The organism is Saccharospirillaceae bacterium (assembly GCA_022448365.1).
In the GTDB taxonomy this organism is placed as follows: Bacteria; Pseudomonadota; Gammaproteobacteria; order Pseudomonadales; family Oceanobacteraceae; genus Bacterioplanoides.
This window is the reverse complement of record JAKVCS010000005.1, coordinates 14,531-34,891: the sequence shown is the minus strand read 5'-3', so window position 1 is coordinate 34,891 and position 20,361 is coordinate 14,531. Positions and strand designations below refer to the sequence as shown.

Genomic DNA, 20,361 nt, shown 5'->3' with positions numbered 1-20,361 from the left:
AAGCATAGAAAAAAATGCTTACTCAGCAACCAGAAGACTTCGTAGGAAGGACTATTTTTTGTACAGCAATCCTTTTTTGTCTTCCGGGTTTACCGGCGTTTTAAAGCGCTTGTGTAACCACAGATACTGTGCCGGGTGCTGACGAATGTGCTTTTCCAGTACTTCATTGCACAGGCGTGCATCTTCAGCATCGTCGCCGCTTGGAATTGCCAGAGGATCGCTCACTTCGACCACATAACCTGAGTTATCGGCTTTGCGATACATGTTAATCGGCATCACCACCGCTTTGCCGGCCTTAACAATGCGCGATGTCGCGTTGGTGGTCGCAGCAGGTACGCCGAAGAAATCAACAAATACGCTGTTTTTACGGCCCAGATCCTGATCTGGTGCGTACCACAACACCTGGCCTTTGCGCAGAGTACGGATAAAGCCACGTACGTCTTTACGGGTAATGCAGTCCTGATAAATACGCTGGCGGCGACTTTCCATCAGGTAGTTAACCACGTCGTTATCCTGATGGCGGTAGCTGATGACCACGTCCTGAATATTACTCACCAGCGCACCAATCAAATCCATCATTGGGTAGTGAGCGCCCAGCAACATCACGCCGCGACCTTCAGCCTGATGCGCTTTCACGGCCTCAAAACCGGAGAACTCGGTGTTCTTCAGCATGTAGTCCGGTTCCCGGAACCAGGCCATCATGGTTTCGATCAGGCCAATGCCGTTATCGATAAAGGTCTGACGTGCCAGTGCCTCACGCTCAGCTTCGGATTTTTCCGGAAAACAAAGGCGAATGTTAACGTCAGCAATACGACGGCGGCTGGCTGCCAGTCTGTAGGCCAATAAACCGATGCCTTTGCCGATATTAAGTTGCCAGCGGTAAGGCAGGTGTACCACCGCAAAAATCAGCCCCAGGCCGAGCCATGTGGGCCAGTGTTTCGGTTTGAGCAGGTGTTTCGGAAAAGCCTTGGATGGTGTTGCGTTATCAGCCATTTAACCAATCCATGTAAGCGAACACACCCTGTTCTACGTTGGCGAATGGTTCGTTGTAACCCACGTTGCGTAACTTATGAATGTCCGCTTCAGTAAAGCTCTGATAAGCGCCTTTCAGGTGATCCGGGAAAGGAACGTATTGTTTGCTGCCGGCAGTGCCCTTGTTGTCGTGCCATTTGATCACAGCATCGGCAACGTCGTTAAAGCTCTGGCAGTTACCGGTACCCAGATTAAAGATACCGCTGTGCTGTGGGTTCGCCATAAACCAAAGGTTTACTTTCACCACATCACCGACAAACACGAAATCACGACGCTGTTCGCCATCACCATAGCCGCCGCTACCACCGAAAAGTTTGCAGATGCCGCCGTCTTTGATCTGGTTATTAAAGTGGAATGCCACCGATGACATTGAGCCTTTGTGTTGCTCGCGTGGGCCATAAACGTTGAAGTAACGGAAACCGACTACCTGGCTTTCGAAGGTGTGTTCGATCGAGCGCACATATTGGTCGAACTGCCACTTTGAGTAGCCGTAAACGTTTAACGGCTTTTCGTGGGAGCGCTCTTCTTTAAACACATCGCTGCCGCCATACACCGAGGCGCTGGAAGCGTATAAAAATTGAATCTTTTTCTCCAGGCAGGCGTGCAGCAGAATTTTCGAATATTCGTAGTTATTTTCCATCATAAACTTGCCGTCCCACTCCGTAGTGGAAGAGCAGGCGCCTTCATGGAAAATGGCTTCAACATCATCGAGAATGCCATCGTCTAATTGCACGCGTTGAATAAAGTCATCTTTATCCAGGTAATCCGCGATGTCGCAATCGCTGATGTTGTAGAACTTTTTACCGTCGCTTAAGTCATCAACCACGATGATGTCTTGGCGACCCTGTTGATTCAGGGTTTTTACGATGTTGCTGCCGATAAATCCGGCGCCGCCGGTAACAATAATCATGTTTTCTACCTCAATTTTTTAACGGGCAAGCGAGCGATTGTTGTCACTCAATCCCGAGCGTACAGAGACAAAACACATGAGTGTGCTTTGTGATCCTGTTGCGCGCGTGCCCGGCAATATAAATGACCAGGTGCCCTGAATCTTTGATTAATCCGTGGCTTCTTCGGCCTGAATACGTTTAACAATGGCGGTGGTGGAGCAGTTATCTTTAAAGCTCAGAATAATCACTTCGCCACCGTTATTTTGCACACAGCTACCACCGGCAATTTCTTCAATTTTGTAATCACCACCTTTCACCAAAATGTCCGGTAATATACGGCAAATCAGACGCTCCGGCGTGTCTTCGCCAAAAGGCACCACCCAATCAACGCTTTCCAGACCTGCGAGAACGGCCATACGGTGATCCAGTGGGTTAATGGGTCGTGACGGACCTTTTAAGCGGCTGACGGATTCATCGGAGTTCACCGCCACCAATAATCGATCACCCAGTGCTTTAGCTTCTTTCAGATATTGCACATGGCCCGGGTGAATAATATCGAAACAACCGTTGGTCATGACCAGTGTTTCACCGCGGGCACGGGCTTCTTCCACCAGTAATAACAGGCTGGACTCATCAAAAATACCGGCGCCTTGGTGGCTTTCACTTCGGATTTCCTGACGTAACTCTTCGGTGGAAACGGTGGCGGTACCCAGCTTCCCAACGACAACACCCGCCGCAGTATTCGCCAGTGCGGTCGCTTGTTGCAGGTTTTGTTTCGCGGCTAAGGACGCTGCCAATACCGAGATCACGGTATCACCGGCACCAGTGACGTCATACACTTCACGCGCTTTGGTCGGCAGATGGAACGGCTCCTGATCGCGTTCAATCAGAGTCATGCCTTTCTCGCTGCGTGTCACCAGCACGGCCTGAAGGTCATAGTCCTGAATCAGAGTACGGGCTTTGGCGACCAGGGTTTCATCATCCTTAGCGGTGCCAACCACGGCTTCGAATTCACTCAGGTTGGGTGTGATTAACGTAGCTCCGCGATAGCGCTCAAAGTCGGTGCCTTTCGGATCGATCAGCACGGGTACTTTGTGACGACGGGCACTTTCGATCAGGCGCTGCGGGTTACTCAATGCGCCTTTGCCGTAATCGGATAAGATCACCACCCCTGCCTGAGCTACTTTTTCATCAAATGACTGGTAGATGTTGGTCAGGTCAGTGGCATCAAATGCTTCTTCAAAGTCGAGACGAATCAGCTGTTGGTTGCGACTCATGATGCGCAGTTTGGTGATGGTCGGGTGCAGCGGATGTTTGAGGAAGTCACAGTCGATACGGGCTTCATTGAGCAAGCGTTCCAATGCCGTACCATTATCGTCATTTCCGATAAGGCCCATCAGATCAACACCGGCTCCCAGCGTGGAGATATTCAGCGCCACGTTACCAGCCCCGCCTGCACGGTTTTCAATATCCTGAATTTTAACGACCGGTACCGGTGCTTCCGGGGAGATACGCGAGGTTGGGCCCTGCCAGTAGCGGTCGAGCATTACATCACCAAACACCAGAACTCTGGCCTGGTGGAAATCGGGAATGGTTACATCCATCTCTGAGATCACACACAATTTTTGAAGGCGGGCAGTGTACCACATTGAGGTCATGCTCCATACGCTATGGTCATGCCTCTGTGCTAAACTAGCGCGCTGTTTTTATCTGATGTAAGGCTGGCTGTGGCTCGTTTCTTTTACACTGTATTTTATGCACTGCTGTTGCCGGTTTTTGTTGCGCGCTTATGGTGGCGGGGGCGTCTCAATCCGGGCTATCGACAGCGTATAGCTGAGCGTTTTGGTTTGTTACCGCACCGGCCAGCGGCTAATGGTTTGTGGGTGCATGCTGTGTCGGTTGGTGAAACTCTGGCAGCGGCGCCGTACATCAAAGCCATGCAAAACCAATATCCTGATCTGCCAATCATTGTAACGACCACCACACCAACAGGTTCTGAACAGGTTAAGCGTTTATTCGGTGAGCGTATTTTCCACATGTTTTTGCCGTATGACCTGCCGGTCTTCTGGAAGCCGTTTCTGAATCGCATTCAGCCAGGCCTGCTGGTGGTGATGGAAACCGAATTATGGCCCAACCTGATGGCTGCCTGCAGCGATAAGCAGATTCCGGTGATGCTCGCAAATGCACGTTTATCGGAAAAGTCTGCGCGCGGTTATGCCCGGTTTTCTGCGTTAACCCTGCCAATGCTACAACGCCTGAATCTGGTGGCGGCGCAAAACGCTAACGATGGCCAGCGTTTTATCGGACTGGGCCTGCCTGACAGTAAAATGGAAGTGACCGGCAGCGTGAAATTTGATGTCGATTTACCAGCTGATCTTGCAGATAAAGGCGCTGCACTGCGCCAGCAATGGGGCGCTGATCGCAAGGTCTTGGCACTGGCTTCCAGCCATGCGAATGAAGATGAACAGTTGTTAGCGATTTATCCACAATTAAAAGCGGCTTGCCCGGAATTATTACTGTTATTGATTCCACGACACCCGGAGCGGTTTGATGCGGTGACGGTTGCGGCTAAACAAGCGGGACTGCGGGTGTGTCGTCGCAGTCAGAGCCAGACCGACAGCCGATGTGAAGTGTATGTGGCCGATACTATGGGGGAGATGTTGCAATTATTGTCTGCCGCAGATTTGGTGTTAATGGGGGGCAGCCTGATTGAACATGGCGGTCACAACCCAATTGAACCCGCGGCGCTGGGTAAAGCGACGTTGACTGGCCCTCACTACATGAATTTTGCGGCGATTGTTGACACCCTGGTGGAAGAACAGGCGCTGGCGGTTGTTCAGCCGGAGTCACTGTATGATGACGTTTTGTCTTATCTAAATGATGACGACAAACGCAACGCCATGGGAGCAGCCGGCTTCAGGACTGTTGTTAAAAACCGTGGGGCGGTACAGCGGTTAGTGCAAATATCGGCCGGATTTTTACACCGCTGACGGGGTTCCGACTACCGGTATCAGCGCTGATATTTGTCTTCCACTTGCTGGATCAGATCGTTGGTTACCCGCAGGCTTTCGAGTAAATCCAGCAGATTGTAATCGAGGTTCACATTCAGGTTTGTTGCCTGGCCATCAAAAAAATCCGGGTTATGACCCTGAAACCGTAATGCCAGGTTCAGCTCACCATCCGGCTGATATTCAACGCCAGATTCGAGTTGATCGTAGTGGAAGTTTTCTAATAATTGCAGTGCCAGTCCGACTGTCTGGTCGGATGCTTTCAGTGCCTGGCTGGTGGCGTTGTTGTATTCAATCACACCACCCGGAGCGCGGGCGAATAATGTCCCCCCGGGAACCTGCGGCCCTTCCTGAGATAATACGATAGGAAGGACACCATCAAGTGAACCGGTTGCGGATATTTCTGCGTTGGGTTCCAGCTTTGCCAATTCACTTAACTGAATGTTTTCGACTTCGATACCAAAAGCGTTGATCTCCTTGGTGGTATCAAACCGGATTAATGGCGTATGGACCCGGCCACCGAGCACGTCGGTATGCATTTCATACACTTCAATCAGTGCTGAAGAAGCGTCGGCTGGTATTCGGGCCTGGCTGCGAGCCAGAATATTGGAAAGTTTGACCCCACTGTTCAGGCCCTCACCCGCGACTTGCGCATCAAGAATAAAATCGCCCGGCAGACGGCTGGAAAAATCGATGGGACGCCGTATGGCGAATAAACCCCGCCAGTTCTCCAGGGAAAGAGCGTTATCATAGGTGGCGCTGACGTTATCAAAGCGCAGGGTTAAATCGGGTTTGATCTGCCATGCGTGATCATCCTGCTGTTGCCAGTCAATCCAACCTTGGCCGGACAATGCGCCGTCGAGCAGTTGTACTTGTGTCAGCGTTGTCATTTCACTGAGATTGAGGCTAGCCCAATTCAGTGGCACATCGTTCATATGCCATTGCAATGACCCCTGTTGTTCTTTGCCAATGTGTTGATGTTGCAGCTTAGAGCGCAGGTTTAGCTGTTGGTTGGCGGCCAGCAGATTCAGATCGGCGTTAAGAAAAATACTTGCCGGATTATTCTCGGAGGTTTTTAACGTGATATTAAACGGTCCCTGCAGCGTCGCATCCGGCAGTGGCCATTTATCAATGTGGGATGGTGATAATGTCAGACTCAGCTGGCATTGGCTCTTAATACGTTGCTGTGAATTGTAAGTCGTAATTTCTGGAGTACAGGCAATGCTGCTGCTGGCAATTTCTATTTTGGCAACATCAGTGATGCGATTTTTGATGTGCTGCTTAATATCAACGGACAAGGCTTCCAGTCCGATATTAATCGGTTTGAAAAGCCATTTTTCCTGATCATTTTCAATGTATAAATCGTTCAGTAGCGTGATATGAATATCGGAAAAAGCAGCACGCTTTTGTTCCGCTAACTGAATGTTCTGTACGGTTAATTTATTACGGATTCCTGTTGATGACCAGAGACGCCAGTTACCATGAGCGTCTGCTGTAAATTCGAACTGGCCACGGCTGGTCAGCTGTCCCCTTGGAGTCGATACCTGTTGTTGATTTGCGTTCAGCTCCAGCTTTAGCGCACCGCTTACGCCGGTCACCGTGTTCCATTTCACATCCGGCGACAAATCAATAACAAGTTGCTGTTGCGGTGCGGTGATCTTCCAGTTTAATAATCCGTTGGCGGAACATTGTTCAAAGTGATGGTCGCATTGAGCGATTATTACGGGCTGCTCAAGCGATTGTTGGATATCGTACCGTGTCTGCTTCTGCTTGTTCATTAACGATAACTGATGCTGGTTAAACAGTGCCAGTTCCGGTCCCTGGCCCTGTTGTTTATCCAGCGTCAGCTTAGTTAAACCGGCCAGCCAATGCAGTTGCTGGCCAGATTCTTTATCGTCGAAAATAACCGTCTCTTCGGTATCTAGCAGTAGCGTACTGGTGACTGCGATATCCTGGGGAATACGCAAGCTGGCTGGCAGACGAATGTCCGCCTTCATGCGGGCAGTGGTGAGTGGCAGTTGTTCGGCAGTATCAAGCAGGAGACGCTGACCGATTGCTTTCAGATCGATCTTGTTACTCAGTTGAATTCGTGTGACACCGGCGCGGTCCTGTTCAATATTGGCGTGCATCTGTGCCAGTAATTGTTGGCTTTCGGATATCAGAATTAATAAATCGCCACTGCTCTGGAGTTGCATTTCCAATTGCCATGGCAAAGGGCTGTTATCCAGTTGGCCCTCGCCCCAGATCCGCCATAGCTGCGGATTAACTTCAGCCTTAAGACCAGCGCTGAGCATCGGGTGCTGTACATCAATTTTAGCAATACTGAGACTTTCTAAAGGTAAGGCTAACCATCGTTCAAATGCCGGAATATTGATCACCGGATTTTCTTTTAACGTTTCACTCGCCGCGTATTTGGCACTCGCGGCTGCAGCGCCTGCAATCTTTTTACCGCTATCGCCTGTCATTGATAAGGTCAGTTCCTGAATCGATAAACGGTTGAATTGACCACGGATGACTTCGGTCGGTGAGTAGCGCAGATTGAATTCTTTTAAGGCAATCAGGCTGCCATCGGACAGAGGGAGCTGCAGGTGTTCAATGTGCAGACGTTGCCAGGAGAAGTGGCTTACCCGAATGGTGCCACTGTTAATGCCGGCGGTTTGCAGAATATCCGGTAACCAGCGATTCAGTGCAGGCTTCAGCAGAGTCGGTAAGGAAATAATCAGCAGGGATAAACTGAACAGTGCGATGCAAAGTCCGATCAATGATGACGTAAACCAGCTTTTCATCATGACTCCCTGCTGATGGTAAAATGATGTTCAGGCAGACGGTTATTTTTTGAGGGTTTTAACGCCGTCCTGAGTGCCCAGCAGCACAACATTTGCCGGGCGCAAAGCAAACAACCCGTTGGTAACAACACCGGTGATCTGGTTGATTCTTTCCTCCATCGCCATCGGTGATGCAATACGCAGATTGTGAACATCCAGAATATGGTTGCCGTTATCCGTGACAACGCCCGTGCGGTATACCGGGTCACCGCCAAGTTTCACCAGTTCGCGGGCAACATAAGAGCGTGCCATCGGAATCACTTCAACCGGCAGCGGAAATTCTCCCATGGTTTCGACTTGTTTGCTTTCGTCGGCAACACAGATAAATTCTTTGGCAACGGCTGCAACAATCTTTTCGCGCGTCAGCGCCGCGCCGCCACCTTTGATCATTTCCAGATTGTGATTAATTTCATCGGCACCATCGATGTAGAAATCAAAGCTGGCAACCTGATTCAGGTCGTATACATCAATGCCATGGTCTTTCAGGCGTTGGGCAGATGCCTCTGAACTGGCGACCGCTGCCTCGAATTCGTGTTTGTACTTGGCCAGGGCGTCAATAAAGCAGTTGGCAGTGGAGCCGGTGCCAACACCAACGATGCTGTCTTTTTCCAGTTTGGGCAGAATGTATTCTGCGGCAGCTTCGCCGACGGCGCGTTTTAATTCGTCCTGGTTCATTTAGTCTTGCTCTTGGCTAATAACGGGGTTGGTTTCGGGGAATTATATGCGTTGATGGGGTACAATGCGCCCCATGAACTGCGAAAGTAACTAAAAAATCTGTAAAACGGCCATCTCATGTCGAATACACTGCTCAACGATTATCTGAAGAAAATACTCAGCGCCCGCGTCTATGACATCGCTATTGAATCCGGGCTGGATTATGCGCCTTTTCTCAGTGAGCGTTTAGGCAATCAGATTTGGCTGAAGCGGGAAGATGAGCAACCGGTGTATTCGTTCAAAATCCGCGGGGCTTACAACAAAGTTGTGCGCCTCAGTGACGTAGAAAAAGCCGCGGGTGTTGTGGCTGCTTCTGCGGGCAATCACGCTCAGGGATTGGCACTGGCAGCCAAAGAGTTGGGTATCAAAGCAACCATTGTGATGCCGCGTACAACACCGGAAATTAAGGTGCAGTCGGTAAAAGCACGCGGTGCCAAGGTGGTATTACACGGTGATGCCTTCGATGATGCCTATGCCTATTCTCAGAAGCTGGTCGAAGAAAAAGGCATGACCTACATACATCCTTACGATGACCCTGAGACCATTGCTGGTCAGGGAACAATTGGTATGGAGATACTGCGTCAGATGCGCCACCCGGTCGATGCCATTTTTGTTCCGGTTGGTGGTGGTGGCCTGGCGGCTGGTGTTGCTGCGTATGTGAAAGCGCTGCGTCCGGATATTAAGGTGATTTCGGTGGAGAGTACCGAGTCAGCCTGTTTGGCGGCTGCCATGGCGGCGGGTGAACGTGTGATTCTGGATCAGGTTGGTATCTTTGCTGATGGCGTTGCGGTGGCGCAGATTGGTGAGAATACCTGGGAAGTGTGTAAAGACCATATCGACGACTGCATTACGGTCACGCCGGATGAAATCTGCGCTGCGATTAAAGATACCTTCGACGATACCCGTGCGGTCTGTGAGCCTGCTGGTGCGCTTGCGGTGGCGGGCATGAAGAAATACGTAGAGCAAGAGGGCTGTGAAGAACAGAGCTTCGTTGCCATCATGAGTGGTGCAAACGTTAATTTTGATCGCCTGCGTTATATCTCAGAGGTTGCCGAAATTGGTGAAGGCCGTGAAGTCATTCTGGCCGTTACGATTCCTGAGCAAGCTGGCAGTTTCCAACAATTCTGTAACTTGTTGGGAAAACGCCCCATTACCGAGTTTAACTATCGATATGGTGACGACGACAAGGCCCGTATTTACGTCGGTGTCAAAGTGGGGGCAGAGGGCAATGCCCGTGGCGAGTTGCTGACCGAATTGCAGTCAAAAGGTTATCCGGTGATGGATATTACCGACAATGAGATTGCCAAATACCATATCCGTCATATGGTGGGGGGTCATGCTCCTGATACGGTAAATGACGAACGTGTGTATCGTTTTGAATTTCCCGAGCGTCCGGGCGCATTGCTCAACTTCCTGCGTAAGCTGGGTAAGCGTTTTAACATCTCGTTATTTCATTACCGCAATCATGGTGCCGCTTTTGGCCGGGTGCTGGTGGGCTTACAGGTGCCGGAAGATAAAGTGCATCAACTGGAAGGCTATCTGAATGAATTAGGCTATCGCTTTTGGGATGAAACCGATAACGAAGCCTATCAATTGTTCCTGCGCTGATTACCGTTGTTTCAGTGGTGATGCTCTGACAGAAAAGACAGGTTGCTTCCTGGCTTTTCTGCTTTTTTTGGGCTTCTGTTCGGCTGATTTTGTTAACGGAATAACGGTGCTGGCCAGAAAAACTTGCGCCAATCCACTCACCACCGAATAATTGCGGGGTGTTGTAACCGGAATGGATTCTGAAAAATAATAATGAGAAGAATCCTATGCTGTTTTATATTCGTGCTGTTCTGTTAACCGGCTATTTTTTAGTGGCCTGTTTTATGGGTCTGGTTGTTTGTTTGGTTCGCCCTTTTCATCGGAATAATACCCGTGACTGTGCCCGTATCCTGGGGTGGGGCAGATACCTGTTGGGTATTCGTCTGGAGCCGGTGAACAATAACCCGGTTCAGGGGGGGCAGGCGGTTTATATCTCCAATCACCAGAATAATCAGGATGTGTTCGTTTACACTGAGATGATCCCGGCCAGAGTGGCGATTTTAGGAAAAAGCACACTGAAGTATGTACCGGTCTTTGGTTTATTATTCTGGTTAGCCGGTAATATTTACATCAATAAAAAAAATCGCGCTCAGGCCTGGGAAACCATGGCCACTGTGGCCGATAATGTAAATCGCAAGCAATGTTCGGTGTATATTTTTCCAGAAGGAACACGCAGTCGCGGACGTGGTTTGTTGCCCTTTAAATCCGGTGCTTTTGCATTGGCGATTGAAGCGGGCTTACCGATTGTGCCCATTATTTACTCGTCATCGGATAAAAACATTGATCTGACGTGTCTGCATGCCGGCACCGCAATGGTTAAATTCCTCGATCCGATTCCCACCGATGGTCTGGGTGCCGATGACGCCAAAGCGTTGGCTGAGAGGTGCCACAATATGGTGGCCGATGCCATTGAAGAGATGGATATCGAACTGGCGGTGCGTCGAAACCAATCTGATGAATCCAAGGTCTGGTACCACTCCTGACGCTGAAACAACCCCGGAAAACCAAAAGCCAGGAGTTGTTCCTGGCTTTTTTGTTTGTTGCTGACATAAGCTGGCCGAGATCATTCGATCTATCCCGTTAAATTGATTACACACAATTAAAGGTAAATACACGTTGAGTGCCGATGAGTTTTTAAATAAACGAGAATTTATTATCCGGCTGGGTAAGGCATTGCATAAGTTCGGCACGCCGGCCTATCGGTTAGAGGCGCACCTGCAGAACGTTTCTGGCAAACTCGGTCTGGAAGGTTATTTTCTGGTGTCTCCCACTTCGATGACCTTTGTACTGAATCACGATGGCGAACCGGATGGGGCTGCGTCAACCGGTGTTCACTCTCAGGAATACACCCATATTGCTCGGGTGACTCCCGGAGAGCTGGATCTGGGATCTCTGGCTCGTTGCGATGAGCTGGTGGATGAACTGACTTCTGGTGAGCGTAACCTGCAGGAGGCGATTGAGCGTCTGACCGATATCGAATCTCGGCCGAATCCTTATGGTGTACTACTGACTTGTGGCTCATTTACCGCTGCGGCCGCCGCTTTCGCCATGTTGATGGAGACCAGCTGGAATGATGTTATCTGGTCTGGACTGTTCGGTTTTATCGTTTACTGGCTGGTATTTATTTCTGAACGTTCCCGTCGCATGGCCGAAATGCTCGAGCCATTATCGGCCATCGTGTGTGCTCTGGGGGCTTGTGCTATTTCGGTATTTGATCCCGGCATCAATATACCGGTGGTGATTTTGTCTGGCATCATTATCTTTATTCCGGGACTGGCGCTGACAATTGGTCTGGCAGAATTGGCGGCGCGCGATCTGCTCTCTGGTACAGCGCGAGTGATGGATGCCATGATGCTGCTGTTTAAGCTGTATTTTGGCGCGGTATTAGGGATGACCCTCGGACGGACGATGTTTGGTGACGTTGCCTATGTTGTGCCACCCTCAGTGCCTGAAATTGAACACTGGCTGGCAGTCCCTATTCTATCCATCTGTCTGGTATTTATTTTCCGGGCACGATTAAAGGACGCATTCTGGGGAATATTAGCCGGAGTGATTGCCTATTCCTGTGCCGAGCTGGCGATGGTGTATTTTACCAGTTCCATTGGTATCTTTTTTGGAGCGCTGGCCGTTGGCGTATATGCCAACCTGTATGCTCGCTGGATGAAAGCGCCGGCTTCGATTGCATTACTGCAGGGCATTGTGATTCTGGTACCGGGTAGCAAAGCCTACATTGGGTTAAACGCAATGATCTCCGGTGAAATGATGCTGAATCAGGTTGCGATTGGCTCCCAGGTGTTTTTAATTTTTATGTCGCTGATTGCCGGACTGATTTTCTCCAATGTATTGATGCCACCCAGGCGAACACTGTAATTTTTAGAATAACCAACGATGATTAAATACCAACGGTTTCCGTTTTTTGTTACGGTCGCTGCGGCTATCTTATAGAACCAATATCCACTACCAGTGGACCATATAGCGACATCATTATGTGTTGAGGTAGCATCGAAAATCCGGCTTGCTGCATAGCGCTGCGAATTTCACCATGGTTAAACGATCGGTTGTTACCTTTTAATGCCGGAATAAATCGACCAATAATATGCTCGCTGGGCTGACAACGTTCGTTGCTTAGTCCTTCATGGATACTGATTAATAAACCTCCGGGGTTCAGGCATTCAGAGAATTGCTGCAATAAGGTTGGCAGATCATTGGCGTAATAAAAATTCATAGAGCACCAGATCAGATCAAATTTCTCCTTGATGTCAAAGCGATTATAATCTCCGGATCGTAACCGGATATTGTCGGGTATATTGTCTGATTGCTGTTTGATTGCTTGAATGCAGCCGGATAAATCGGAAACGACGACGTTTTTCTGTGGCCAGCGTTGGCAGATCAGACGAGCGAATACATCGGAACCTGCCCCCACATCCAGTACGTTATTTATGTTTCGCCATTGTGGTAATTGCTGCAAAAGTCGTAACTGCTGGGGTGCCATTATATTGTGGTAGCTACGCAGCCTTTCCAGGCTATTTTGCCAGAATTCCGGACTGTCCATACTCATGGATTGTTTAACAGCTTTACCGCGCATCAGTGCTTTCAGTTGTTCAGGCGATGTATGTCGTAATGCGGCCATTTGTAATAAGTGTTGACCGATGTAATTTTCAGCCTGACTGTTGAGCAGCGGCAGAAAGTCATTTGTCAGACAATACTGCTGGTTCTCCTTGTGTAACAGCCCTAGGCTGGTCAGAGCATTTAACCATAACTCAGTGGCTTCGAGATAGAATTGATAGTGCTGCGCAATCTGCATTACAGAGGAGGGCTGTAATAACAGATCAAACAGATTTTGTTGCAACGCCAGCTCCAGTAGCTGCCACGCAACTGGCGCATTTAACATGCGACTCAGTTGCTGGCTGTTAGCGAAATTTTTATCTGCTATGACTTCTGAATAGATCATGGAATTTACCAGAAAGCACTTAGATTAATACTGACTTCCCGAGCCTGACCATCTTCTACCAGACGACCATTCGGAGTGATTAAAGCACGTGTCAGGTAATGTTGATTAAACAGATTTCGCGCTGCCAAAGATAATCGAAAATGATGAAATTCATAACCAATTTCGCTATTCAGTATTTGATACGCTTTCTGCCTCACAGTGTTGGCACTGTCAAAATAAATTCCCCCACTGGCCTGTATCTGACTGCGACTGAACCAGCCTGAACCATTATCATACTGCAGCTCCAGTGCCGCACTGAAAGGTGCAGCATAGGGAAGTTGCTGGCCCGATAAATCGATATTTTTCAGTTGATTGTTGCTGAACAGCACCGCATCGTATTTGACGGCCTTGGTTTTTTGCAGGCCTAACTCTCCTGATACCTTCCAACCATTTATAAACCGGTGACGTAAACTGAATTCGATGCCATAGGCCAGAGTTTTTGCGGCATTATTAATTCTCTGTACACCACCGGGCTGTAATTCAGCAATTTGTTTGTCACGTCCGCGCGTATAGAAAACGCTGATGATACTGTTCGTTTGGGGTTGCCACTGACTTTTAAAACCCGTTTCGAAATGATCGGAATATTCCGGTTTGTAACTGAAATTTTGCGGATTGCTGGCCTGATTATAATTATAGCCACCGGGCAAATATCCCTGGCTGAGATTGCTGAATAACAGGTGATCATGCCATTGGTAAGACAATCCCAGTCTTGGCAGAAACTCGCTTGTGTTATCGCTATCACGGTACTGACTGGTGAGCTGCGCGGGTCCCTGCAATATCCGGCGGGTTTGTTTACCCGATTGCTTTAACTGTTCAACACGACCACCCATATTAATGGTTAATGCCTGGTCCAGCGGAAGTTCAACATCAGCGAATAGCGCGTGGCCGCTTTGTTGTATATCGGTTGTCCGGTTATTACTTGGTACACCGCTGATTAAGTTAATATCGCTATTCTCATCAAACAGATACAGGCCGGCTAACCAGCGCGGTTGGTTGGTATCCGATGTGGAATTCCAGCGAACTTCTTGCGACAGGTTGCGATTGTTCTGGTCCAGTTGCGATGCCGGGGTTGGTAAAGTGGCCGCGTCCAGATCCATGATAAAGTTGCGCTGATAGCGGTTATAACCACTGATAGCGGTTAATGTGCCGCGGGTGAATTGTTGCGTTATCACCAGTGAGTGGAGATCGGTATCTTGCTGATCATCGGCATCTCGATTGTAATTAGTTTGGTAGGCATTGGTTTTAAACATACCCGTGTCATAACGCATTCTGGCCATGCCGTTGTCACTGCGATCAATCCGGCTGCGCAGCCGTATCTGAGTCTCCTGACTAACATCGACATCGGCACTGGCTGCCAGTGATTTCTGATCAATATCACCGCCTTTTTCGCTGTTATTGAATTCGTTGTAATAACCTGATCCGCCTTGCTCAATCAATGCAGCAAGTCCGAGGCGGCTGTTCGCTGTCAGTTTTGATGAAGCGCCAACGCTCGTTTTATGTCGGGTTTGTTGAGTGTGTCCGTCGATTTGAATGGTTGAGAGATTTGCCCAACCGCGCAGCGAATCGGATAACACCGGACTGCTCAGGATTAACGCCCCGGCTTCACTGTTACGGCCGTATAAACTTCCCTGAGGGCCTTTTAGTAACTGCAGTTGTGAGAAGTTAAAGAGCGCTGGTAGCTGATTCATTCCCAGTGGCAGAGCGACGCCATCAACGATAACGGCAACCGGGTCTTGCAAGCCGGTGTTAACGGCACTATTTCCGCGAATAACCAAGCGTTGTTGTACCGAAGAGTTTTCCAGTCGTACATTGGCAAACTGCCCATCAAGCGCGTCGAGATCCGACCAGATGCTGCTGTCCTGAGGGTTGTGCAATTGGCTGCTGACCACGAAAGGGGTCGTTTGGTTGTTTTCCTGCCAATAACGTGGGCTGACGCTGACGGTATCCAGTTGCGCGTCAGTCACATTTGTCTCAGTGTCGGCGATTATTGGCGTGCTGCCCAGTACCACACTGGCAAAGAACGCCAATGGTATTGGCTGTAACGGTTTCGATGGCATATCAGTTTCCTGCTTGCTTCGTAGGAGTGGAAAAATCCGGTGAGGTGGCAACACGGGCAGACCGGCTGAGCAGCAATAACAGGGCTGTTATTACAAGGAGTGCCAGCCAGGGGGCGTGTGCAGATAACGGTTGTAGCTGGCTACCCAGTAACGGTCCGGATGCCAGCCCTAAACCTTGAAAAACACCGTTGATACCGGCATTTCTGGCTTGTTGATCGCAGCGGCTATTAAGACTCATCAGACTCAGATTAGCGGGCAATAACAAACCCAAAGCGAGGCCGAATAACACAATGGCGCTGATAAAACTGACCAATGAGGGCAATAACGCCAGCAGCGCACAAATCAAGCAGGCGGCGGCCCCCGCACGCAGTTTGTTCTCTGGCGACCATGGTAAGCGGGCGACCAGCCAGGCCTGGGTGATTACCATCAATAGCATGGCGGCACTGATGGCGGCACTGCCGCTGCGTAATGCCTGATCTGTGGTAAAAGCAAAACTGTCCTGCAGGCGCAAACCGGTGGTTTGTTGCATCAGGCTGTAACAGCTGAGGCCAAGCAGCGTCGTCAGCCAGTAGCGCAGGAGGTGTCGACTGGATGGTTGCCTGATCGGTGTGCTTATTGTTGCTGGTTGGCTGTCAGGCAGACGTTGCCAGCAAATCAGTGTTGCCAGCAGTAATAAAACCGTGGCGAAAACGTAACCCAGCCAAAGATGATCGAGACCACTGATGCTGGCGACGGTGCCACCCACAATGCTGCCGCCACCAAAAGCCGCTGCCATATGCGCCATGCCGCGCGTGCGTTGTTCGCGGCTGGTGGTATCAGCAATATATGCCTGGGCGGCGGGCATCAGGGCACCGGACGCCAATGAGGTCACAAGCCGCAGGACAAAAATCAGAGTAAAAGCGCTGCTGGCAGCCAGTAATGCCAGCCAGGCACTGATAACACTGGTAGCTAACGCAATTAAAGTCAGACACGCCAGAGTCAGGCCTGATAACAAGATACGACGGCGTCCAAAGCGCTCACACAGCTGGCCCCAGATGGGAGTAGCCAGGGTAATCACCAGTGCTGATAGCCCAAGTATCATACCGGCCTGTTGGTCGCTGTAACCGAGATAACGCGCGGTCAGGGGGAAACTGATCAGGAAAAATGTATGGCCACAAGCGTTGGCAAACAGGGCAAAAAACAGCAAAAACTTTGATGACAGTGCTTGCTTTACAGCAACGTGCGGTGGGTTATTCATCGGGTAGCTTTCGGCTGACATACAACGGCCTCCATAACAAAGCGGTTATGGTAAGCAGGCTACAAAAACACCGCTTTCATCTGATGAACAGGGCAATAACAAATAATGAACGGCTGGTTCTGGGTTTTACTGACGCTGACGGTATTGCTGTGGGGTACAGCCAAAAGCCTTGCGGAAGCTGGTAGCAAAGTGACTGGCATTGGCGTAACCCAGTTGCAAGGCGATATCGGTAATATCCTGCTGCTGGCACCGCAATCGATGACAGGCTTGCTGCAAGCGGTATTGGCGCAACCAGTTAAACGCAGTTTGACCGTAATGTTTACGGAATTCTCGGTTGAGGCGAGCATGGCTCATCCCCAGCTGTTGCGCTAACTGCTGCAAGCCCGGTGGACTGGTGAGATCGGCGGTAAGTATTTCCTGAGCTTTTTTCAGCTCAGGACTCAGGCCCGGATGTGATGAAACATGTGTCTCGGGCAGTAAGGTGTCGAGGTAACTGGCCAATAATTCCAGCGTAAACGCTTCAGCCAATAAACGTTCAGTGGCGGACAATAATGGGCTCTGACTCAGTCGCTGAAAGCAAGCGGGAGGGGCAATCTGGCGTGCCAGGCGCACTGCACGGATACCCGCATGATGAGGGGCGAGATCGGTTAGCGCCTGATCGATTCGTTGACTGTTGTATTTAACCACCCGCAGACGACAGTCCTGGCCTTTCGGTGTTACACGTTTTAGCTGACTGTGTTGCAGGTTCAGTAGCCACAAATCACCCGCGCGTACGGTGTGATACTGGTTATGACCTTCGATCTGAAAGTGGCTGATACCCTGTTCGCCATAAAAAATCAGTGTCGTGGCGCTGGGATGCTGAATATCGCAATGATAGTCCTGATGCAGCGAACAGTGGCTTTGTGTGATGTGAATATCCGGGCTGATGGTCGCGTGAACAAAGTGATTGTTGCCCTCAAGCTGACGCAGAGATTGCTGCTGCCAGCCGGGGTTGCGGCGTTGCGCGAGAAAAAACTCGGGTTCTAACAAGATGCTGGAATCGTTACCGGACATTCTCATGTCTGCCTCTTAAATGAGAATGACTATCATATGTCGTCAAAAGCGCCTCTGCCAGAGTCGCAGTCAACCGACAGAATGAATCGTGGTTTTAAGGCCGGTTTGAGGAACGTTGACGGGTTATACCGGTCTGATTCACGATAGTTGCAACATTTTGATGAAACCAATATTCACACTGATGAGAAAAGAGATCTGTTATGCGAAATAAAATATTGCTGAGTCTGGGGTTATTGATCAGTCACGCCGGCATTGGTTTCGTTGGTTTTGCGCTGGGAATTTACGCATTGCCGATTCTGATTGCTCCGGAATCACCGGATAATCTGGAGATGATGCAGAAAATTACCCACACTGAATTTATCGGTGAGTTTCAGCGCGATCTGCAAGACAGTGACTTTCTTCATTGGGGAGAAGGCAAATTACGTGTCGGTGACGGATTTGTTGCATTTGAGGGTGAACTGGCACCAGGGCCAGACTATAAATTGTATTTGTCGCCACAGTTTGTTGAAACCGAGGCCGATTTCAATCGCCTGAAATCAGAGATGGTGCGGGTGGGTGATGTGCACACTTTTGATCGTTTTATCCTGCCGTTGCAGAAAAATATCTCGCTGGACAACTACAACACGGCCATTGTCTGGTGTGAGACATTTGGCCAGTTTATTTCAGCCGCGCAGTTTAAGCCCTGACCACCGAGTGGCTGATCACAATGAAAAAGCCTGCGTTGATCGCAGGCTTTTTGTTGCTGATGTTTCACGTATCAGGCGCGCGCGGAATTCAGCCGTTTAGCGAACGCACCAATGCTTCACCAACTGCGTGTGCACTGGACGGGTTCTGACCGGTGATGACGCGTTCATCCTCGATAACAAACTCGCCCCACGGCTGAACCTTTGAGTATCTGGCGGCTGTGCGTGCCAGCGCCTCCTCCAGCAGAAACGGGATGTCATTGATGGTACCAAAGTCCACCTCTTCTTCACGGGTGAAGCCTGTGACCGATTTGCCCGCTAACAGTTTTTCACCATCCGATAAGGTGATCGGTAACAGGCTGGCCGGGCCATGGCATACTGCCGCCAGAATACCACCGGCCTCGTAATGTGAAGCGGCCAGGTCGGCAACTTGCTGGTTGTTTGCCAGATCAGATAACAGACCAAAGCCACCCGGATAGAAGATGGCTGCGTAATCATCAATATTGATCTGGGATACCGGGATCGTGTTGTTCATACGGTTGCTGAAGTTGTCATCGGCTAATACCCGTTCATTAACCGGATCATTGTCGATATCGGTACCGTATATCGGTGCTTTACCGCCCAGAATAGAGACGATGTCGTAATCGATACTGGCTTTATTCAGCAAATCAACAACATGGGTCAGCTCCGGCGAATAAGTGCCGTTAGCCTGATCGGTATCGCCCAGCGTGGCGTGGTTAGTGACGGGAATCAGAACTTTTTTCATATCGTGTGCCTCTTTGATGCATTAACGGTAGTGATGCTAAAGCTTTGCTGGAATGGTTATAATCCGGAAAACTGGCAAATCATTATTGCTGCTTGGCAAAAATGGAGGGGTGAGCAGTGGATAGCTTCGATGGAATTATTGAGTTTGTCGCCGTCGCGGAAAAGCAGGGTTTTTCGGCCGCAGCGGAAGAGCTGGGTTGCAGCACCAGTCATGTCAGCCGTCAGGTGTCTCGTCTTGAGCAACGCCTCGGCTCAGCATTGGTGGCTCGCACAACCCGGCTGGTCAGTCTGACGGAGGCGGGTAATCTGTACTATCAACAGTGCCGTGAGTTACTGAACGGATTACAACAGGCGAATGAACAGCTGGGATCACAGCAATATCAGCTCAGCGGTGTGCTGCGCGTCAGTTTGGCCGGAACGTTTTCAGAAACCGATGTGATGCCGGTATTGCTGGAATTTGCCCGACAGCATCCGGAACTGAAGCTACAACTCGACTTTAATACGCATATCGTCAACTTTGTTGAGAGCGGTTTCGATTTTGCCATTCGCTTTGGCCAGCTACAGGACTCCGGGCTGGTTGCAAGAAAGCTGGTTCAGCGGTCAATGATGGCGGTTGCGAGCAAGGAATATCTGCAGCAGTTTGGTGCGCCTGAGCATCCGGATCAGCTGCGTCGGCATCAGTGTATCTATAACAACGACCAGTGGACGTTTCAGCTGTCGGACAGAACACTGTCAGTGAAAGTCAGTGGCCGTATTCATACAAACAACCAGCACGCCCTCGTGAATGCCTGTAAAAATGGCTTGGGTATTGCGTATATGCCGCGGCGCAATCTTCAGCCGCTGGTGGATCAGGGGATTGCCGTGCCGGTGCTTGAGCCGTATTGGTATCAGGGGATTAGCAACTGGGTGGTGTATCCGAATCGTCGATTTCTGCCAGCCAGAGCGCGTCTGGCGATTAATTATTTGCTGCAGCATTTCGCAGATTGGCAGGAGTAGCCGCCCGACTTTCAGGCATGACCG

At 50.0% G+C, this 20,361-nt stretch carries 16 protein-coding genes; 6 read left to right on the top strand and 10 right to left on the bottom strand.

Annotated features, from left to right (window positions below; translation table 11 throughout):
- Positions 1-51: 51 nt before the first annotated feature.
- From lpxL to hldE, 3 genes are all read right to left on the bottom strand, one after another.
- The gene (lpxL, locus tag MK185_14095; GenBank protein ID MCH2041755.1) at positions 52-993 is read right to left on the bottom strand and encodes an LpxL/LpxP family Kdo(2)-lipid IV(A) lauroyl/palmitoleoyl acyltransferase; all 942 of its coding nucleotides are present in this window, start codon (positions 991-993) and stop codon (positions 52-54) included.
- Complete coding sequence (gene rfaD / locus MK185_14090; protein ID MCH2041754.1) at positions 986-1,942, bottom strand: ADP-glyceromanno-heptose 6-epimerase; 957 nt, start codon at positions 1,940-1,942, stop codon at positions 986-988. The genes lpxL and rfaD overlap by 8 nt, the downstream gene beginning before the upstream one ends.
- Before the next feature lie 147 nt (positions 1,943-2,089).
- Positions 2,090-3,526: a bifunctional D-glycero-beta-D-manno-heptose-7-phosphate kinase/D-glycero-beta-D-manno-heptose 1-phosphate adenylyltransferase HldE gene (gene hldE, locus MK185_14085; protein MCH2041753.1), complete on the bottom strand. Its 1,437-nt coding sequence runs from the start codon at positions 3,524-3,526 to the stop codon at positions 2,090-2,092.
- 123 nt (positions 3,527-3,649) lie between these two features.
- Between hldE and waaA the strand changes: the two genes are divergently transcribed.
- Positions 3,650-4,912, top strand: a complete 1,263-nt coding sequence (waaA, locus tag MK185_14080; GenBank protein ID MCH2041752.1) for a lipid IV(A) 3-deoxy-D-manno-octulosonic acid transferase — start codon at positions 3,650-3,652, stop codon at positions 4,910-4,912.
- A 20-nt stretch (positions 4,913-4,932) separates the two neighbouring features.
- Here the strand turns inward: waaA and MK185_14075 are convergent, their stop codons facing one another.
- Positions 4,933-7,716 (bottom strand): YdbH domain-containing protein, encoded by a 2,784-nt coding sequence (locus tag MK185_14075; GenBank protein MCH2041751.1) that lies wholly within the window; start codon positions 7,714-7,716, stop codon positions 4,933-4,935.
- 42 nt (positions 7,717-7,758) lie between these two features.
- Entirely contained in the window at positions 7,759-8,430 is a 672-nt protein-coding gene (gene rpiA, locus MK185_14070; protein ID MCH2041750.1) for a ribose-5-phosphate isomerase RpiA, read from the bottom strand.
- 129 nt (positions 8,431-8,559) lie between these two features.
- On the opposite strand from rpiA, the gene ilvA reads away from it, so the two are divergent.
- The 3 genes from ilvA to MK185_14055 all read left to right on the top strand — a co-directional run bounded on the left by ilvA (position 8,560) and on the right by MK185_14055 (position 12,426).
- On the top strand, positions 8,560-10,077 hold the full coding sequence (gene ilvA, locus MK185_14065) for a threonine ammonia-lyase, biosynthetic (GenBank protein ID MCH2041749.1): 1,518 nt from the start codon (positions 8,560-8,562) through the stop codon (positions 10,075-10,077).
- Between the two features lie 206 nt (positions 10,078-10,283).
- Complete coding sequence (locus tag MK185_14060) at positions 10,284-11,039, top strand: 1-acylglycerol-3-phosphate O-acyltransferase (GenBank protein ID MCH2041748.1); 756 nt, start codon at positions 10,284-10,286, stop codon at positions 11,037-11,039.
- Positions 11,040-11,172: 133 nt separating this feature from the next.
- Complete coding sequence (locus MK185_14055; GenBank protein MCH2041747.1) at positions 11,173-12,426, top strand: threonine/serine exporter family protein; 1,254 nt, start codon at positions 11,173-11,175, stop codon at positions 12,424-12,426.
- A gap of 64 nt (positions 12,427-12,490) precedes the next feature.
- Here MK185_14055 and MK185_14050 read toward each other — a convergent pair whose 3' ends face one another.
- The 4 genes from MK185_14050 to MK185_14035 all read right to left on the bottom strand — a co-directional run bounded on the left by MK185_14050 (position 12,491) and on the right by MK185_14035 (position 17,899).
- Positions 12,491-13,507: a methyltransferase domain-containing protein gene (locus tag MK185_14050; GenBank protein ID MCH2041746.1), complete on the bottom strand. Its 1,017-nt coding sequence runs from the start codon at positions 13,505-13,507 to the stop codon at positions 12,491-12,493.
- Positions 13,508-13,512: 5 nt separating this feature from the next.
- Positions 13,513-15,603, bottom strand: coding sequence for a TonB-dependent receptor (locus MK185_14045; GenBank protein MCH2041745.1), 2,091 nt, complete (start codon positions 15,601-15,603; stop codon positions 13,513-13,515).
- A 1-nt stretch (position 15,604) separates the two neighbouring features.
- Entirely contained in the window at positions 15,605-16,861 is a 1,257-nt protein-coding gene (locus MK185_14040) for an MFS transporter (GenBank protein ID MCH2041744.1), read from the bottom strand.
- A 105-nt stretch (positions 16,862-16,966) separates the two neighbouring features.
- Entirely contained in the window at positions 16,967-17,899 is a 933-nt protein-coding gene (locus tag MK185_14035) for an AraC family transcriptional regulator (GenBank protein ID MCH2041743.1), read from the bottom strand.
- Between the two features lie 194 nt (positions 17,900-18,093).
- Here MK185_14035 and MK185_14030 point away from each other — a divergent pair, with 194 nt between their 5' ends.
- Entirely contained in the window at positions 18,094-18,579 is a 486-nt protein-coding gene (locus MK185_14030) for a DM13 domain-containing protein (GenBank protein MCH2041742.1), read from the top strand.
- An 88-nt stretch (positions 18,580-18,667) separates the two neighbouring features.
- Here the strand turns inward: MK185_14030 and MK185_14025 are convergent, their stop codons facing one another.
- Entirely contained in the window at positions 18,668-19,342 is a 675-nt protein-coding gene (locus tag MK185_14025; GenBank protein ID MCH2041741.1) for a type 1 glutamine amidotransferase domain-containing protein, read from the bottom strand.
- A 116-nt stretch (positions 19,343-19,458) separates the two neighbouring features.
- On the opposite strand from MK185_14025, the gene MK185_14020 reads away from it, so the two are divergent.
- Positions 19,459-20,337, top strand: coding sequence for a LysR family transcriptional regulator (locus MK185_14020; GenBank protein ID MCH2041740.1), 879 nt, complete (start codon positions 19,459-19,461; stop codon positions 20,335-20,337).
- Positions 20,338-20,361: the final 24 nt, after the last annotated feature.

Coding starts and splice junctions, on each gene's coding strand:
- MK185_14035 (MCH2041743.1), bottom strand. CDS start 17,899: ATGAGAATGTCCGGTAACGATTCCAGCATCTTGTTAGAACCCGAGTTT.
- MK185_14025 (MCH2041741.1), bottom strand. CDS start 19,342: ATGAAAAAAGTTCTGATTCCCGTCACTAACCACGCCACGCTGGGCGAT.
- hldE (MCH2041753.1), bottom strand. CDS start 3,526: ATGGATGTAACCATTCCCGATTTCCACCAGGCCAGAGTTCTGGTGTTT.
- MK185_14045 (MCH2041745.1), bottom strand. CDS start 15,603: ATGCCATCGAAACCGTTACAGCCAATACCATTGGCGTTCTTTGCCAGT.
- rfaD (MCH2041754.1), bottom strand. CDS start 1,942: ATGATTATTGTTACCGGCGGCGCCGGATTTATCGGCAGCAACATCGTA.
- MK185_14050 (MCH2041746.1), bottom strand. CDS start 13,507: ATGATCTATTCAGAAGTCATAGCAGATAAAAATTTCGCTAACAGCCAG.
- MK185_14075 (MCH2041751.1), bottom strand. CDS start 7,716: ATGAAAAGCTGGTTTACGTCATCATTGATCGGACTTTGCATCGCACTG.
- rpiA (MCH2041750.1), bottom strand. CDS start 8,430: ATGAACCAGGACGAATTAAAACGCGCCGTCGGCGAAGCTGCCGCAGAA.
- MK185_14030 (MCH2041742.1), top strand. CDS start 18,094: ATGCGAAATAAAATATTGCTGAGTCTGGGGTTATTGATCAGTCACGCC.
- MK185_14060 (MCH2041748.1), top strand. CDS start 10,284: ATGCTGTTTTATATTCGTGCTGTTCTGTTAACCGGCTATTTTTTAGTG.
- lpxL (MCH2041755.1), bottom strand. CDS start 993: ATGGCTGATAACGCAACACCATCCAAGGCTTTTCCGAAACACCTGCTC.
- MK185_14040 (MCH2041744.1), bottom strand. CDS start 16,861: ATGTCAGCCGAAAGCTACCCGATGAATAACCCACCGCACGTTGCTGTA.